We start from the raw sequence: 15,351 nt of genomic DNA, 5'->3' as shown, positions 1-15,351 counted from the left end.
CGGCATTGAGGCTAGTGCCGGCTGCATTCAGGATACGCACCCAGAATCGGTAGGATGTACCGATGCAGGAATCGTCCGACGGCCCGCGGGCCTGTCCGATCGCGCGGACGCTGGAGGTCGTGGGTGAGCGCTGGTCCCTGCTGGTCATCCGGGAGATCACACTGGGGGTCCACCGCTTCAAGGGCATCCGGGCCGGCACCGGGGCGTACTGGCCGAGCGGCTGCGGGCGCTGGAGCGCGCGGGGGTGCTGGAGCGTTAGCCATACCAGGAGGCGGGCGCCCGGTCCCGGCACGAGTACCGGCTGACGTCCTCCGGCCGGGATCTGGCACCGGTCCTGCTGGCCCTGCGCCGGTGGGGCGAGCGGCACGCCGCACCGGCCCGGCCGCCTGAGGCCGATCGCGGCGCCGCATCCCGCTGAACCCAGCCCCACCGCGCCGCCCGGGCGACGCCACCGGCTTCGCCCTCCGGGCCGCGCCTCGGGACCGCCCGGGGGCCAGGCGCACTATGGCCCTGGAACGGGCGCCGGGGCCGGTTGGCGTAGTTCCTTGGGCAGGTGGAAGGCCAGCGTCTCGGTACCGACGGAACGCACCGAGACGTCCGTCGCGCCGAGACCCGACAACGCGGTCAGGAGCTCGTCGACGAGGGACGGCGGGGCCGAGGCGCCGGCCGAGATGCCGATCGTGCCCACGCCGGCGAGCCAGGACAGATGCACGTCCCCGACGTCCCCGACCAGATGCGCCTCGACGCCATCGCGCCTGCTCACCTCGACGAGCCGCACGGAGTTCGCGCTGTTGGCCGAGCCGACGACGAGGACGAGCTGGGCCTCCTCGGCAACCTTGCGGACCGCGTTCTGCCGGTTCGAGGTCGCGTAGCAGATATCGGTGGAACCCGGCCCGACGATCGCCGGGAACCGCTCCGTCAACGCGTCAACGACCTCCGCGGCCTCGTCCAGGGCCAGCGTGGTCTGCATGAGGTATGTGACGCGCTCGGGATCGGGAACGTCGAGGGAGCCGACGTCGGCCGAGGACTCGACCAGCGTGATGCGGCCGGGCGCCTCGCCGAGGGTTCCGTCCACCTCCTCGTGGCCGGAATGGCCGATGAGCAGCACGGTGTCCCCGCGGGCGGTGAACCGGCGGGCCTCGGTGTGCACCTTCTCCACCAGCGGGCAGGTGGCGTCGATGACGGACAGGCCGCGCTCGCCCGCCTGGTCCCAGACGGCCGGAGCCACTCCGTGTGCGGAGAAGACGACCGTCGAGCCGCCGGGCACCTCGTCGAGCTCCTCGACGAAGATCGCTCCACGGCTGGCCAGGTCGGCCACCACGTGGGCGTTATGCACGATCTGCTTACGGACATAGACCGGCGCACCGTAGATCTCCAGGGCGCGCTCGACGACCTCGATCGCCCGCTCGACGCCGGCGCAGAACGCCCGCGGCTCGGCGAGCAGAACCTGGCGACGGCCGACCGCGGCGACCCACGCCTCGATCGGGCGCCCGAGCGGACGCATCGTGCGCAGACCGCGGATTCCGCGGCGGGCCAGGTCGATGCGTCCCAGCGGCTGCGCCGCCGTGTCGACGATGACGCGGACGGCGGCGAACGGCACGTCGCCGACTCCCGCCGCCAGCTCCGCGGACTCCATGTCGACGGCAAGAGCCCCGGTCGCGGCGAGTTCCGCGCGGGCCGTGCCGACGACGAGCCGCGGCACGGTGACGATCGGGCCGACGTGCACGGTGAGCCCGAGCCGGCGCAGGTCGCCGGCCAGCAGGGGCGCGGACGCGCAACGGCCGGCGACGGTGCCGTCGGCGTTGCGGATCTCGGTGGCCACGACGACGTCACCGGGCTCGATCCCAGCCGCCAGTCCCCCGGAGAGACCGACGAGGGCGACGGCGTCCGGGCCTGTGTCGCGCACCAGCCGAGCGGCCTTGCGCGCCCGTTCCGGACCCATGCCGGTGCGCACGATGACGGTGTCCGCGCTGAGGCCCGACCGACCGGCGGCCATTGCCTCCACCCGCAGGGCCGCCGCGACGACCAGCCGCCCCCGGCGGCGCACGGGGGTCGGCTCCGGCACTCGCCGCGCCTCGGCCGGCCGGTGGACCGACCCTGGGGGCGCGGCCGACGGCAGGGACGGCGACGACGGCTCCTGCGCCGGGATCTCGGTGGAGGCGGCCGGAACAGCCCTGATCCCGGCACCCGTGGCTGCCGCCGTGGCTGCCGCGGCGGCGGACGCGCCGTCCCCGGCGGACGCGCCGTCCTCGACGTCCCCGGCGTTCCCGTCGCCGCCGGCCGCGGATGCGAAGATGTTCATAGCGTGGCCACCCCGGTGAGGGTCACGTACCGACCGAGCGCGGTCAGCGGGAAGACCAGCCGGTACAGGTGGTAGTTGAGGTAGAAGTCACCGGGGAAACCGGTTCCGGTGAACTGGGGCTCGTCCCAGGTCCCGTCCGGCCGCTGGGTCTCGCACAGCCAGCGCACTCCCCGCTTGACCGCCTTGCTGTGCGGGTCGACGGCCAGCAGCGCGAGCAGCGCCCAGGCGGTCTGCGAGGCGGTGAGCTCACCCCGGCCGATCCAGGCCGGATCGTCGTAGGCACGCGGGTCCTCACCCCATCCGCCGTCGGGCGACTGGTGCTCCAGCAGCCAGCGCACCGCGGTTGTGATCGCCGGGTGGTCGGCGGGAACGCCAGCGGCGATCAGCGCCGGAACCACGGCGCCGGTGCCGTAGACGTGGTTGATCCCCCACCGGCCGAACCAGGAGCCGCCCGGTTCCTGGTTGTCCAGCAGCCACTGCACCGCCCGCTGGGTGATCGGGTGGTCGGAACGGCCGAGGTCGGCCAGCATCTCCACGATGTGGGCGGTGACGTCCGCCGACGGCGGGTCGACCACCTCGCCGAAGTCGCAGAACGGGATCTTCGCCGTCAGCGTCCGCACATTGTCGGCGTCGAAGGCGCCCCAGGCCCCGTCCGACGACCGCATGCCGACGCTCCAGTCGACCCCGCGGGCCGCAGCGGCGCGCATCGCCCCGGCCAGCTGCGGGTCGACCGCCGCGAGGCCGCGGGAGGCACGGTCACGCGCGGCCGGCGGGAGCTCGGCGGTGCCGCCCGGGGTGACGGTGCCGCCCGGGGTGACGGTGCCGCCCGGGGCGACATGGCTGCCACCGAGCAGGCGACGCAGCGCCAACACGACCTCGGCAGTGTCGTCGGTGTCCGGGTAGAAGTCGTTGTCGAACTCGAACGCCCAGCCGCCGGGGGCGAGCGCCGGACGGCGGACCGCCCAGTCCCCGGCCACCCGGACCTCTTCGTCAACCAGCCAGCGGCCGGCCCGCACCATCGCGGGATGGTCGGCCGGGACGCCGGCGTCCGAGAGCGCGACCACCGCGAGCGCGGTGTCCCAGACCGGCGACTGGCATGCCTCGATCTGGGCGGTCGGCCCCTCCGGGGTCTCGCGCCGGATGATGTAGCGTTCCATTCCCCGGAACGCCGTGGCGATCACTGGGTGGTTGAGGGGGTATCCCATGAGATGCAGCGCCATGACGGAGTAGATCCACGGCGGCTGGATGCCCCCCCAGCACCCGTCGGCCTCCTGGCGGGCGACGACCCACTCGGTGGCCCGGCGCAACGCCAGGGTGCGCAGCATCTTGATCGGCCGGCGCTCATAGCGGTGCAGGATCGCGTCCAACCGCTCGAAGGCGCCCTCCCAGCTGTACAGCGGGGCCGGCTTCGGCGGCGTCACGGGTGCCGCGACCTTGATCTCGTCGATGCTGAAGCCGAGGTCGCGCACAGGCCGGAGCGACCCGACGATCGTCAACGCGACGATCGTCTGGCGGGCCCAGCAGCCGAAGTCGTAAACATTCAGCGGGAACCAGGACGGCAGGAAGATCAGTTCCGGCGGCAGCACGGGCACGTCGTCCCAGGACCACTCGCCGAAGGTCGCCAGCCAGATTCGGGTGAAGACCCGGGCGGCCGCCACCCCGCCCTGGGAGCGGATGAGCGCGGCCGCCGCCGCCATGTGCGGGGCGTCGGGCTCGTCACCGGCCAGGCGCAGGGCGATGTACGCCTCGACCGTGGTGGACAGCTCGGCCGGTCCGCCGTAGTACGTGGCCCAGCCGCCGTCCGCGAGTTGCTGGGACCGCACCCACCGGGCGATCGGCTCGGTCTCCTCCTCGGTGCGGATGCCGAGGAACTGCTTCATGAACAGGTGTTCGGCGTCGATCGTGACGTTCGTCTCGAGGTCGCCCTTCCACCAGCCCTCCTCGGACTGCAGCCCGAGGAGGTGGTCCCGAGCCCGGTCGGCCGCGGTCATCGCCGCGGCCAGGTCCTGATCGACCGGGGTCTGCGTCGTGGGCGGGGTGCCGTCGACGGTCGCCGCGCCACCGCCGGGCACGCCACCGCCGGACAGCGGTGGCGAGGACCGGGAGATCCCGTAGGCGTCGGGCGTGGCGGGCGCGGGAATGTTAACGCGCTTCGAGCTCTTCGCGGCCTTTGGAGCAGCCGGGGACGGGTCCGAGGTCAGGCTCATCGACGACTCCCCTCGTCGTACATGCGATGGTCATGAAGACGATCAACGTACTGATCACCCGGCCGCCCGGCCTGGCACCGGGGTGGTGCCAGGCCGGGCGGGAACGGCGACTGCACTCACCTATCGTCTCCTCAGCGGTCTCGTTCGGTCACGAAACGCGCGAGGGCCAGCAGTTCCGCCTCGATCTCGGCGGGCATCGACAACGAGCGGAGCACGTTCTCGCAGGCCTTCAGCTGGCCGTCGGCCTCGGCGGTGGTCCAGTCCCGCCCGCCGGCCCGCTCGATCAGGTCCGCGATGTGCGTCAGCTCCGCCTCGGTGGACTCCCCGGTGCCGGTGAGGAACGCCCGCAGCTCCTCGGCCGCGGTTCCGCCGGCCTCCAGGGCCACCACGACCGGCACCGACTTCTTGCGGGACCGCAGGTCCGACAGCACCGGCTTGCCGGTCATCGAGGGATCACCCCAGATACCGAGCAGGTCGTCGATGAGCTGGAACGCGGTGCCGAGCCGGGATCCGTACTCGGCGAGGGCGTTGACCATGTCGTCATCGGCCCCGGCGAGCACGGCGCCGAGGGAGGCCGAGCAGGCCAGCAGCGCGCCGGTCTTGCCGTCCTCCATGTGCAGCGTCTCGGCGACGCTGACATCCGGCCGCTTCTCGAACATCAGGTCCTCGGCCTGGCCACGGACGAGGTCCTGAACGCCCGCGCCCAGGATCAGCGCCGCGCAACGGCCGGGCTCCCCCTCGATCTCCAGCAGGACCTGGGTCGCCAGGCCGAGCAGCGCGTCCCCGGCGAGGATCGCGCCGTCAGCGCCAAAGATCGTCCAGGCCGTGGGCCGGTGGCGGCGCTCGGTGTCGCCGTCCATGAGATCGTCGTGCAGCAGCGAGAAGTCGTGCACCAGCTCGACGGCGACCGCTGCCGGCAGCCCGGTCTCCGCCGGGGCGCCGGCGGCCTGCGCCGACAGCAGCGCCAGCGCCGGGCGTACCAGCTTGCCCCCGCCGCCGGACAGTGGCGCGCCCTCGGCGTCGACCCAGCCGCGATGGTAGGCGACGACGTGGCGAAGCCGTGGGTGGAGCCGATCCACCGTGGCGCGCAAGGCAGGCACGGTGAGGGTCCGCCCACGCTCGATCGCATCCGGAACCGTCATGGTCATACCGGGAATCCCCCTGTGGATGTGTGCCTTGGTTGGCCGGGCGGAAGCGGCCGGACGACCGCCGCCGATCCGGCGGGAACCGCGTTGTCCCCTCGTGGATCCTGTGGATCGCGCACCTGCGCGGCCGTGGCGCCGCCGTCCGGTGTGCTCACCGATTCAGTGCCTACCGGTACCGACTCACCCACCTGCTCGGGGAGCCGTCCGCCCGTCCTTCGGGCCTGCGGGCCCGGCCCGCGTGGCTCGTTGACGTCGACCCCCATACCGGCCAGGTTCTCACGGACAGCAGCGAGTCCGCTACGCACAGCCGACTCCATGGTTGCCGGCCATCCGGTGTCGGTCCAGGTCCCGGCCAGGGCGAAGCCGGGCAGGCCGGTCGACGCACCCGGACGCAACGCAAGCGAACCGGGCACCTGCCGGAAGGTCGCCGTACGTTCCCGGGTGACGAAGACCTCCAGCGGCCCGGCCGCCCGCGCGGCCGGGAACAGCCGGGCCATCTCCTCGACGAACAGGGTCCGCAGCTCGTTCGCCGGACGATCGACCCACGGCTCCGCCGCAGACTGCGACAGCGCCAGGTACTGGGCACCGGGCGGGCCGGCGGCGGCGAGCCCGGAGGAGACCGTGCGATCGAAGATCCATTGGATGGGCGAGTCGACCACGGCCAGGAACGGGCCGTCGATCACCGGTCGAGGATAGATCATGTGCACGTTGATGATCGGCGAGTCGCCGAGTTCACGCAGCCGGGCCGCCTCAGGTTCGGCGCCGGCCGGCAGGAGGGAAGCGGCGGCGGGCGGCGGCACCGCGAGCACGACCGCGTCCGCCCGCAGCACGCCGCGGTCGTCGGTGCCGGGCACCGCCGCGCCGCGACCGGTCCCGCCCGCGGTGACGGCCAGTTCCCATCCGCTGCCCGCGGCGGTGATGGACCGGGCCTTCACCCCGGTGCGCACGTCGGCGCCGGCCGCGGTGAGCGCCTCCATCGCCGCGTCGCCGTGCAGCCGGGACAGGGGGACCTCGGCCCAGCCGAGGTCACCGGCGGCGGCGCCCTCCAGCAGACCGGTCCGCACGACCTTGGCGGCGAGGCCGAGGGAGGCGTCGGCGGCGGGCACGTTCAGCGTCGCGACCGTCAGCAGTTCCCACAGCGCCTTCGTCGCCGCGGGGCCCTGGCCGTGGGTGGACAACCAGGTGCCGAACGACTGCTCGTCCACCGCCGGGGAGCGCTGGTCGAGCCGCCCGAGCTGGAACGCCGCGAGCCCGGCCCGCAGCCGTTCGGCGACCGGCAGCGCCTGGTACCCCAGCAACGCCGGGGCCAGGTGCAGTGGCGCCGGCAGCGGGACCCTCGTCCGGCGCAGCCGGGTCCGGGTCAACGAGTCGCCGAGCAGAACCGGCACGTCCAGCCGAGGCTGCAAGGTGGTCAGGTGTTCGACGCCGAGTCGCTGCAGCAGCCCGCGGTAGGCCGTGCAGCACCGCATGAACACGTGCTGGCCGGTGTCGATCCACAGCTCCCCGCGCCGGAACGACGTCGTCGCCCCGCCGAGGCGGGGACGTGCCTCCAGCAGGGTCACGCGGGCCCCGCTGTCCACGGCCAGCAGCGCCGCGGCCATGCCCGCGAGCCCGCCGCCGACGACGGCGAGATGCGGACGTCCGTCCGTCCGCCCGGCGGGCCGCGGCCCCCGTGCCGGCGCGGCGTCCGCGCCGGCACCCGTGGTCATGCCGCCCTCATCTCGGGCCGCCCCGCGAGGCTGCGGGCGGCGACGACCGCCTTCTCCCAGCCGGGCAGCGCCAGCCGACGATCGAGCACCGCGGACGGATCGGTCTTGATCCGCCGGTTGAGCCGCAGGTAGATGCCGGCCATCGCCCCACAGCAGGCCGCGCTGCGCCGGTCGAGCAGGTCGAGCAGGACGAGCCCACGCCCATACCACTCCTCCGCTCGCTGCGCCGACGTCCGCAGGTACGCGATGAGCGCGTCGGGGGGCCCGCCGAGACGACCGGTCGCGTCCACCTCGAGTTCGACGCCGGCGGCCTTCAGCTCCTGGCGCGGCAAGTAGATCCGGCCGCCGAGCAGGTCCTCGCGCACGTCCCGGAGGATGTTCGTCTGCTGGAGTGCGACCCCGAGGGTGTCCGCGACCCCCGAGGCGTCGCGGTGGGAGGTGGCCCGCTCGCTACCGAAGATGCCGAGCGAGAGCCGCCCGATCGTCCCGGCAACCAGGCGGCAGTAGCCGACGAGATCGTCGAACGTGTCGTAGGTGGTGCCGCGCACGTCGCTCTCGACCCCGTCGGCGAGTTCGATGAACGCCTCCAGCGGGATCGGGAACCGGCGGGCGGCGTCGGCGAGGGCGACGAAGACCGGATCATCGGAGCTGTTCATCCCCAGCTCCTCGACCTCCGCGCGGACCTGCGCCAGCCCGGCGAACTTCGCCTCCTCGGGGAGATCACCATCGCCGATGTCGTCGAGGCGGCGGGCGAGCGCGTAGACGGCGCTCAGCGCCCCCCGCTTCTCGGCCGGCAGCAGGCGGATGCCATAGGAGAAGTTGCGTGCCGCCTCCTTGGTCACAGCCTCGCAGGCGGCATACGCCTCCGCCACGGTCGGCCGGCCCGCGGGGAACTGCGCCGCGGTACTCATCGAACCTCACCCATCTCCGGAAGAACGGACTGTGCGGCGGGGACGCCGGCCTGGGTACTCGTCGCAGCGGTGCCGCCGTGGGCCGTGGAACCCGAACCGGAACCCGGCCAGGCCCCGGCCGCGCTGGTCGCGGTGGCGACGGCGGCCGCCGTGTGCGCCACCGCCGACGCTCCGGGAGCCAGCGACCGGGCCAGCGCCGCCAGCGCGAACTCGGCGACCCGTGGCTTCGCCGCCTTCGGCGGCCCACCGAGCACGTCGTAGTCGGCGCGCCGGATCGCGTCCAACGCCGCCCGGCCCCCGCCCACGAAACCGGCCAGGGCCAGCCGCAGCCGCCCGGGCACCATCGACACCAGGGGAGCGCCCTGGTCGATCACCGTACGGGCCCGAGCGACCTCGAAGGCCATCAGATGGCGCACGGCCGGACTCGCGACGGAGGCCCGCAGATCGGCCTCGGTCACCCCGAAGGTGTCCAGATCCTCCAGCGGCAGGTAGATCCGGCCGGCGGCGAGGTCCTCGGCCACGTCCTGCCAGTGCTCGGCGAGCTGCAAGGCGGTGCACACCCGGTCCGACAGCACGACCCGGTCGGGGGTCGCCAGCCCGAAGACGCCCAGCACCATCCGCCCGATCGGGTCGGCCGAGAGCGTGCAGTAGCGGACCAGGTCGTCGAAGGTCTCGTAACGGGTGACCCGCTGGTCCTGCCGGTTGGCCTCGACGAGGCGCTGGAACGGTTCGGCGGGCAGGTCACAGTCCCGCACGGTCCGCGCGAGCAGGCGCAGGACCGGCAGCTCCGGCTGCCTGCCTGTCCAGATCACCTCGAGGTCCGCCGACAACCGGTCGAGCAGGGCGAGCCGGTCGCCGACCGCCTCGTCGCCGAGGTTGTCGACGAGCCGGCTGAAGGCGTACAACGCGTTGAAGTGGGAACGAACCGCCGCGGGCAAAACGAACGGCGAGACCGGGAAGTTCTCCGCCGGGGCGGCGCGCAGCAGCTGCTCGGCGGGAGTTGCCAGGCCCGTCGCGGCCGGCTGGGCAGGCGTGCGTGATGGGCTGGTTCGGGCGTCGATGGCTGTCATACGCCTCTCCTTCGATGGCGGTCTGCACTACGGACGCGGTCGGGCCGGATCCCGCATCCCCGGGGGCCACGACCGGCGCGGACGTACCCGGAGAGCCGGGTTCGGAAGGCTCTTCGGAAGACTCCGTGGTGGGGGTAGCTGCCTGGGTTTCGCCAAGGCGATCAGGATACGGATCGCACCGGGTGGTCATGGGCACGATCAGCGCGGGCCAGTACGGGAGATGGGCCGGCCCTGGGCCGGTATCGGGATGAGCTCCGCCTGGCCGGCCCCCTTCGGTTGGTCCTCACAGGTCCGTGGGCGAGATGATGCTCCGGCGGCACCACCCGGGCGGCCTGCGGCCTACGGCCGGCCGCCGCCCGTCGGCACTCTCATCGTCGGTGTCGCTCACCCCCAGGGCCGGCCGGAAAGCCGGGAGCGGCCGGGTAGACCACGCCGCGGATCATCCGAAGACACCCGCCAGCCTGCGGTACACCGACGGGATCGCACCGTGGACCCGCACCGCGCCGAGTAACCAGCGTGGCACCCAGACCTCGGCGTCGCCGCGTCCGGTGGCCGTCAGCATGCGCTGCGCGACAAGCCCGGCCGGTATAGGCCGGGGCCAGCGACGGACGTAGGGCGCGCCACGGCGGTGGAAAAATGGTGTGTCGACGACGCCGGGTAGACACAGGGTCACCGTCACACCGCGACCGGCGACCTCGGACCGCAACGCGTCGGCGAAACCGAGCAGAGCGGCCTTGGTTGCGGAATAGGCGACCTCACCGCGCACGCCCAGCGCGCCGGCGATGCTGCCCACCAGCAGGATGCGCCCCTGGCCGCGGTCGAGCATGGCCGGCAACATGGCCCGGACCAGCATCATCGGCGACAGCACGTTGACCGTGACCAGCTCCGCGATCGCGGCCGGGGACATCACCTCGAACGGGCCCGCAGCCCCGAGGCCGGCCGAGCACACCAGCAGGTCGACCTCGCCGAGAAGCTCGGTCGCCCGGGAGGAGACCATCAGTTCCGAGCCGGGACTCGACAGGTCGACCGCAATCCGGTGCCCCTCGGTCGCCGCGGCCACCTCGTCGAGCGCGGCCCCGTTGCGACCGACCAGCAGCGACCGGCATCGGTCCGCGGCCAGCAGCAGCGCGGCCTCCCGGCCGATACCGCTGGATGCTCCCGTGATGACGGCGGTCCGGGGCGGCCAGGTCGAGACGCCCGAGCCGGCCCGCATGACCAGCCCAGTAAGAGATGTAGACACTCCGTTACCGAAAGCGGGGCGAGACCGGGTGCTCACGACACACCGCTTCCGGTCATTCCCCTCACGCCGTTCTCCCCCGCGGGCACTGGTTGCACGTCACCTACAACTTTCCCTACTCGTCGCCCCGCGTTGCGAGGTGGTCCGACCGAAGGTGATTCGGTGTGGTCCGCTGGCACGAACTCGCCGGCCGGATCGTTGCGTCGGCCACCCTGGCGGGCGGCACCGATCCGAACAGCCACTGCTCATCTCATCAACGCCGGGCTCCGGATCCTCGGTGCGTTGGTAACTCCGCGCCACCGGGCTCACGACTGCCACCATTCCACCGTCCCGTCGCCGGATCGTCCATGGTCAGATGGGCGACATCGGACAGCGAGGGCCAAGCGCGACTCTGGACTCCCTATCACACTCCCCCATCCCGACCGCCCGGCGTCGCCCGATATGACAGCGGTCCGATCGATTCGGAATCTGCTCTCGGAGACCTTCTTCCGGAAACTTCGAACTGGCTCCACATCGACGACTGGGTATTGCGGACTATTTACAACCGCATTGCCTCCGGAGGAAGGACGCGGCGACGACACCTTGCCGACTCGAGGCCGGTACGCGGCATCAGGGTCATGGTCGGCCGGCTCCGACGCCAACACCCTCCCGCCAGTCCGATCCGGTCACCACAAGATCACCAGCAGTGGCGGAGGCAAAGCCGCCAAGACCTACCCCCGGCGGCAGATGTGTCGACCCGTCCGCGGCGTGCGCCGGACAGGCGGAAGGCTCATCATCCAAACACTGATCCATCCTCCACACGCGGCCACCCTACCGCCCCAGACAAACAAGAGCGAAAGCGGCATTTGCCACGACCAAATAGACGGACCACCGTCTACGAACGTCTGAAGAGTGAGATGAGGCACATGAACCGCGAAGGTGGGTGGATACGAAGGGGTGATGCGCCGGATCGCTCACGATCCGGCGCATACAGTCGTCAGTGGAGCCGGACGGAGGCCAGGTCCGGCGCGGGAGGCGGGTGAGACGCCGCGGCCTCCCGGCACGCGGGACGTTCCCCGTGCGCCGGGCAAGATGTCGCGACCGGACCCGCGTCGGCGACCGGGGCATCCTGTGACCCGGTCAGGTCGGCACCGGAGGGAGACCTGTCACTTTCATGCCCCTCATCACCCACCGCGCCGCAGCCGCCGGAGCCAGCGGCGGAGGCCGCGCCAGAGTCAGCGGCGGAGACGGAGACGGAGACGGAGACGGCGGGATCGTCACCGAGAGCGGCGAGGGCGGCGGCCACGATCTCCCCCTGCTCCGCGGCGGAGACCAGGGGGGTGAATGTCCTCGGTACCTGCGAGACGAGGACCCGGAGGCGCTCGGAGCAGGTGACCGCTTCGCCCGTGCCGCCGCGCTCCTCGTCGGCGCTGGTGGACTGCCGGGCGGCGGCCTGGGCACGTTCGATCGCCATCCCGATGATCCCCCCCCGCAGGGACCCGACCGCGCAGTACGCGCGCAGCAACCCGAGATAGGTGGGAGCCGGCCCCGCGAGCCCGTGCACGAGGGCCTGCTGCAGCGACAGGACGTCGCTCTTGCCGATCTTGCAGTGGATCACCGAGGGGTCGTCGGCGAAGACGAGCAGCACGCCACCGGGGCCCGCCAGGGCCTCGACGAATCGCTCGATGATGACCCGGGGGGACGGCGGCGGGGACTGCCGAACGAGATCGACGAGTCGACCCAGCTCGGACACGAAGGGCTCCAGCAGGGCGTCGAGGATCGTCTCCTTCGACGGAAAGTGGTAGTAGAGCGCTGCCTTCGTCACTCCCAGGCGCTCGGAGATGTCCCGCACCGAGGTACCAGCATACCCCTGTTCGCTGAAGAGGCTCATGGCGGCGGCAAGGATCCGCGATCTGGTATCGCCCCGCGGATCGGGCGATGCCGGATCGGTCATGGCGGCCCTGCACCCCCCGATCGAGTCCGCGACGGATGTTACTCTCAACTCTACCTACTGAACGACCGGTAAGTTTCTCAGCAGCAAATCGTCAGCACGACGTCGCAGGTAGCGATACCACCGATCACCAACGCCCGAGGGGAAACCGTGGCCTCGCTCGCCCGCTGGTGCTTCCGGCACCGTCGGCTCGTCCTGTTCCTGTGGATCGTCGCGCTGCTCGGGCTCGGCGGCATCAGCCAGGTGGCCGGAAGTAGTTACAAGGACGCCTTCTCCCTGCCCGGCACCGATTCGCAGAAGGCCATCGACCTCCTGCAACGCGACTTCCCGGCGGCGTCGGGAGACAGCGCCACCATCGTGCTGCACAGTGACAAAGCTCGCATCACCGATCGGGCCATCTCCGATCCGGCCAGCGAGATGCTCGGCAGGCTCGCCAAGATCCCGCACGTCACCGAGGTCACGAGCCCTTACGGCCCGCGGGGCGCCGCCCAGATCAGCAAAGACGGGCACACGGCCTTCGCGACCGTCAACTTCGACCTGCAGGGCATCGAGCTGCCCAAGGAGAACATCGAGCAGCTGGTCGACATCGCTCGAAGCTACGGCAGGGACGACCTGCAGGTGGAGGCGACCGGTCAGGTCGTCGCGGTCATCGAGCAGCAGGAGCAGAGCTACAGCGAGCTGATCGGCATCATCGCCGCGGCGATCATCCTCTTCGTCGCCTTCGGCTCGTTGCTGGCCGTCACCCTGCCCCTGATCACCGCCATCATGGCCCTCGGGGTCGGCAGCATCCTGATCATCCTGCTCCCCCACGTCCTCACGATCGCCGAGTTCAGCCCGGTCCTCGCGACCCTGATCGGACTGGGCGTCGGCATCGACTACGCCCTGTTCATCGTCAACCGGCACCGCATCGGCCTACGCGCCGGCAAGAGCCCGGAGGAGGCCACGGTCACCGCGGTCAACACCTCCGGGCGCGCCGTGCTCTTCGCCGGCATGACCGTCTGCATCGCGCTGCTCGGCATGTTCACACTCGGTGTGAGCTTCCTCTACGGCGTGGCGATCTCGGCGGCGGTGGCCGTGGCGATGACGATGACCGCGGCAGTCACCCTGCTGCCGGCCCTGCTCGGCTTCTACGGCATGAAGGTGCTCAACCGGCGCGACCGGCACAGGCTGGCCGAGGAGGGCCCGGTGCACGAAAGCACCTCGGGCTTCTGGTGGCACTGGGCGAAGCGGCTGGAGGGACGGCCCCAGCTGTTCGCGGTGGTCAGCGCGGTGGTCATCGCCGTCATCGCGATCCCGTTCTTCTCGCTGCGGCTCGGCTCGTCCGACCTCGGCAACGGCGACCCCTCCAAGACCACCAAGCGCGGCTACGACCTGCTGGCCGAGGGCTTCGGACCGGGGTTCAACGGCCCGTTCAGCATCGTCGCCGAGATCCATTCGCCGCGGGACACGGCAAGCCTCGACGCCGTGGTGGCAGCGGCTCGCGCGACACCGGGCGTCGCCTCCGTCTCGGCTCCGCGGCCGAGCCCCAACGGGCAGGCGGCGATCGCCACCCTGTACCCGACGACGAGCCCGCAGGCCGAGGCGACCTCGAAGCTGCTCAACCAGCTGCGCGACCACGTGATCCCGCAGGCGAACCAGGCCGGCACCGGCATCTACGTCGGCGGCATCACAGCCATCTTCGAGGACTTCTCCAGCACGCTGTCGGGCAAGCTGCCGCTGTTCATCGGGATCGTGGTTCTCCTCGCCTTCCTGCTGCTGGTGGCGGTGTTCCGCAGCCTGCTGGTCCCGTTGACCGCCTCGCTGATGAACCTGCTCGCGGTCGGGGCGGCCTTCGGCGTGGTCGTCGCGGTGTTCCAGTGGGGCTGGGGCGCGTCACTGTTCAGCATCAGCGGCGGCCCCGGTCGAGGCGTTCATCCCGGTGCTCCTCTTCGCGATCCTGTTCGGCCTGTCCATGGACTACGAGGTGTTCCTGGTCAGCCGGATGCACGAGGAGTGGACCGCGCGCCGGGACAACCGGATCGCCGTCTCGCTCGGCCAGGCCGAGACCGGCCGGGTCATCTCCGCGGCCGGCGCGATTATGATCCTGGTCTTCGCCTCGTTCATCCTCGGCGACGAACGAGTGATCAAGCTGATGGGCCTCGGACTCTCGACGGCGATCCTCATCGACGCCTTCATCATCCGGACCGTGCTGGTGCCATCGCTGATGCATATCTTCAGCACGGCGAACTGGTGGGTACCAGCCTGGCTCGACCGGGTCCTGCCGCGGATCTCCGTCGAGTCCGCCGAGGATCTGGAGGAGATCCGGCACACTCCGCTGCCCGAGGACGCCGTCGCGGGCCGTCCCGCGGCCGGGGTGCCGGCCCGCCCGCTTCCCGGGCAGGCGGCCCGCGAGGAGCGGAGCTCACGCACCGGCGAACCCATGCGCTGATCTTCACGGGACCGCCCGAACAGTGCGGGACCGCCCGAACAGTGACAGCCCGCGGGGCGCCCGCCTGGCCGGCCGGGATCGGCCAAGACGGTGAGCCGGCCGAGGACACGTTCGTCGCCGAACGGATCCGGAGCAGGCCGTGATGCGCCACCGTCACGGCACTGACAAGATCGTCAAGGTCATAGCGAGTGATCAGAAGCCAGCCCGACCCAGAGGATGTTGACCACCGCGTTCACGTCCGCGTGCGCGGTAGGCCCGCACTCCACGCAGGTGCGGGAGGCGTCCGCAGGGTCCCGCCGCGCGTCGCGGCATCCGTCATGGTCGGAACAGTAACCGATGTATCTCGAACACGCCGCGGACGGCACCGGAAATAAACAAGTAAGAAACAGGAAATAATCCGACAATAAGCAAA

The 15,351-nt window shown here is 71.5% G+C and carries 10 protein-coding genes and 1 pseudogene; 3 read left to right on the top strand and 8 right to left on the bottom strand.

The features are described 5' to 3' along the window. The first annotated feature begins 62 nt into the window (after positions 1-62). Together AC08OJ_RS06265 and AC08OJ_RS06260 are read left to right on the top strand one after the other, a co-directional pair. On the top strand, positions 63-305 hold the full coding sequence (locus AC08OJ_RS06265) for a winged helix-turn-helix transcriptional regulator (RefSeq protein ID WP_476595270.1): 243 nt from the start codon (positions 63-65) through the stop codon (positions 303-305). Then, positions 302-418 carry a hypothetical protein gene (locus AC08OJ_RS06260; protein WP_476592377.1) on the top strand — a complete coding sequence of 39 codons (117 nt, stop codon included), beginning with the start codon at positions 302-304 and terminating at the stop codon, positions 416-418. The genes AC08OJ_RS06265 and AC08OJ_RS06260 overlap by 4 nt, the downstream gene beginning before the upstream one ends. An 84-nt stretch (positions 419-502) precedes the next feature. Here AC08OJ_RS06260 and ispH read toward each other — a convergent pair whose 3' ends face one another. The 8 genes from ispH to AC08OJ_RS06220 form a co-directional block, all read right to left on the bottom strand. Beyond that, entirely contained in the window at positions 503-2,302 is a 1,800-nt protein-coding gene (gene ispH, locus AC08OJ_RS06255) for a 4-hydroxy-3-methylbut-2-enyl diphosphate reductase (RefSeq protein ID WP_476595269.1), read from the bottom strand. Continuing rightward, positions 2,299-4,509, bottom strand: a complete 2,211-nt coding sequence (locus tag AC08OJ_RS06250) for a terpene cyclase/mutase family protein (RefSeq protein WP_476595268.1) — start codon at positions 4,507-4,509, stop codon at positions 2,299-2,301. Before AC08OJ_RS06250 ends, ispH begins: the two co-directional genes overlap by 4 nt. Positions 4,510-4,640: 131 nt before the next feature. Beyond that, the gene (locus AC08OJ_RS06245; RefSeq protein ID WP_476592373.1) at positions 4,641-5,657 is read right to left on the bottom strand and encodes a polyprenyl synthetase family protein; all 1,017 of its coding nucleotides are present in this window, start codon (positions 5,655-5,657) and stop codon (positions 4,641-4,643) included. Further along, a complete protein-coding gene (gene hpnE, locus AC08OJ_RS06240) occupies positions 5,654-7,363 on the bottom strand; it encodes a hydroxysqualene dehydroxylase HpnE (protein ID WP_476592372.1) in 1,710 nt (569 codons plus the stop codon). Before hpnE ends, AC08OJ_RS06245 begins: the two co-directional genes overlap by 4 nt. Beyond that, a complete protein-coding gene (hpnD, locus tag AC08OJ_RS06235) occupies positions 7,360-8,274 on the bottom strand; it encodes a presqualene diphosphate synthase HpnD (protein WP_476592371.1) in 915 nt (304 codons plus the stop codon). The genes hpnE and hpnD overlap by 4 nt, the downstream gene beginning before the upstream one ends. Beyond that, positions 8,271-9,344, bottom strand: coding sequence for a squalene synthase HpnC (hpnC, locus tag AC08OJ_RS06230; RefSeq protein WP_476595267.1), 1,074 nt, complete (start codon positions 9,342-9,344; stop codon positions 8,271-8,273). Before hpnC ends, hpnD begins: the two co-directional genes overlap by 4 nt. 439 nt (positions 9,345-9,783) lie before the next feature. Next, a complete protein-coding gene (locus tag AC08OJ_RS06225) occupies positions 9,784-10,620 on the bottom strand; it encodes an SDR family NAD(P)-dependent oxidoreductase (protein WP_476592369.1) in 837 nt (278 codons plus the stop codon). 937 nt (positions 10,621-11,557) lie between these two features. Then, entirely contained in the window at positions 11,558-12,514 is a 957-nt protein-coding gene (locus AC08OJ_RS06220) for a TetR/AcrR family transcriptional regulator (protein ID WP_476595266.1), read from the bottom strand. A gap of 147 nt (positions 12,515-12,661) precedes the next feature. On the opposite strand from AC08OJ_RS06220, the pseudogene AC08OJ_RS06215 reads away from it, so the two are divergent. Further along, a pseudogene (locus AC08OJ_RS06215) lies at positions 12,662-14,939 on the top strand (MMPL family transporter). Positions 14,940-15,351: the final 412 nt, after the last annotated feature.

Source organism: Frankia sp. CgKIO3 (assembly GCF_977946435.1).
The sequence above is the reverse complement of the archived record's forward strand: the minus strand, read 5'-3'. Positions and strand labels throughout refer to the sequence as shown.

Excerpts from the sequence above, each read along its gene's own strand:
- AC08OJ_RS06265 (WP_476595270.1), top strand. The coding sequence starts at position 63 with ATGCAGGAATCGTCCGACGGCCCGCGGGCCTGTCCGATCGCGCGGACG.
- ispH (WP_476595269.1), bottom strand. The coding sequence starts at position 2,302 with ATGAACATCTTCGCATCCGCGGCCGGCGGCGACGGGAACGCCGGGGAC.
- AC08OJ_RS06250 (WP_476595268.1), bottom strand. The coding sequence starts at position 4,509 with ATGAGCCTGACCTCGGACCCGTCCCCGGCTGCTCCAAAGGCCGCGAAG.
- AC08OJ_RS06245 (WP_476592373.1), bottom strand. The coding sequence starts at position 5,657 with ATGACCATGACGGTTCCGGATGCGATCGAGCGTGGGCGGACCCTCACC.
- hpnE (WP_476592372.1), bottom strand. The coding sequence starts at position 7,363 with ATGACCACGGGTGCCGGCGCGGACGCCGCGCCGGCACGGGGGCCGCGG.
- hpnD (WP_476592371.1), bottom strand. The coding sequence starts at position 8,274 with ATGAGTACCGCGGCGCAGTTCCCCGCGGGCCGGCCGACCGTGGCGGAG.
- hpnC (WP_476595267.1), bottom strand. The coding sequence starts at position 9,344 with ATGACAGCCATCGACGCCCGAACCAGCCCATCACGCACGCCTGCCCAG.
- AC08OJ_RS06220 (WP_476595266.1), bottom strand. The coding sequence starts at position 12,514 with ATGACCGATCCGGCATCGCCCGATCCGCGGGGCGATACCAGATCGCGG.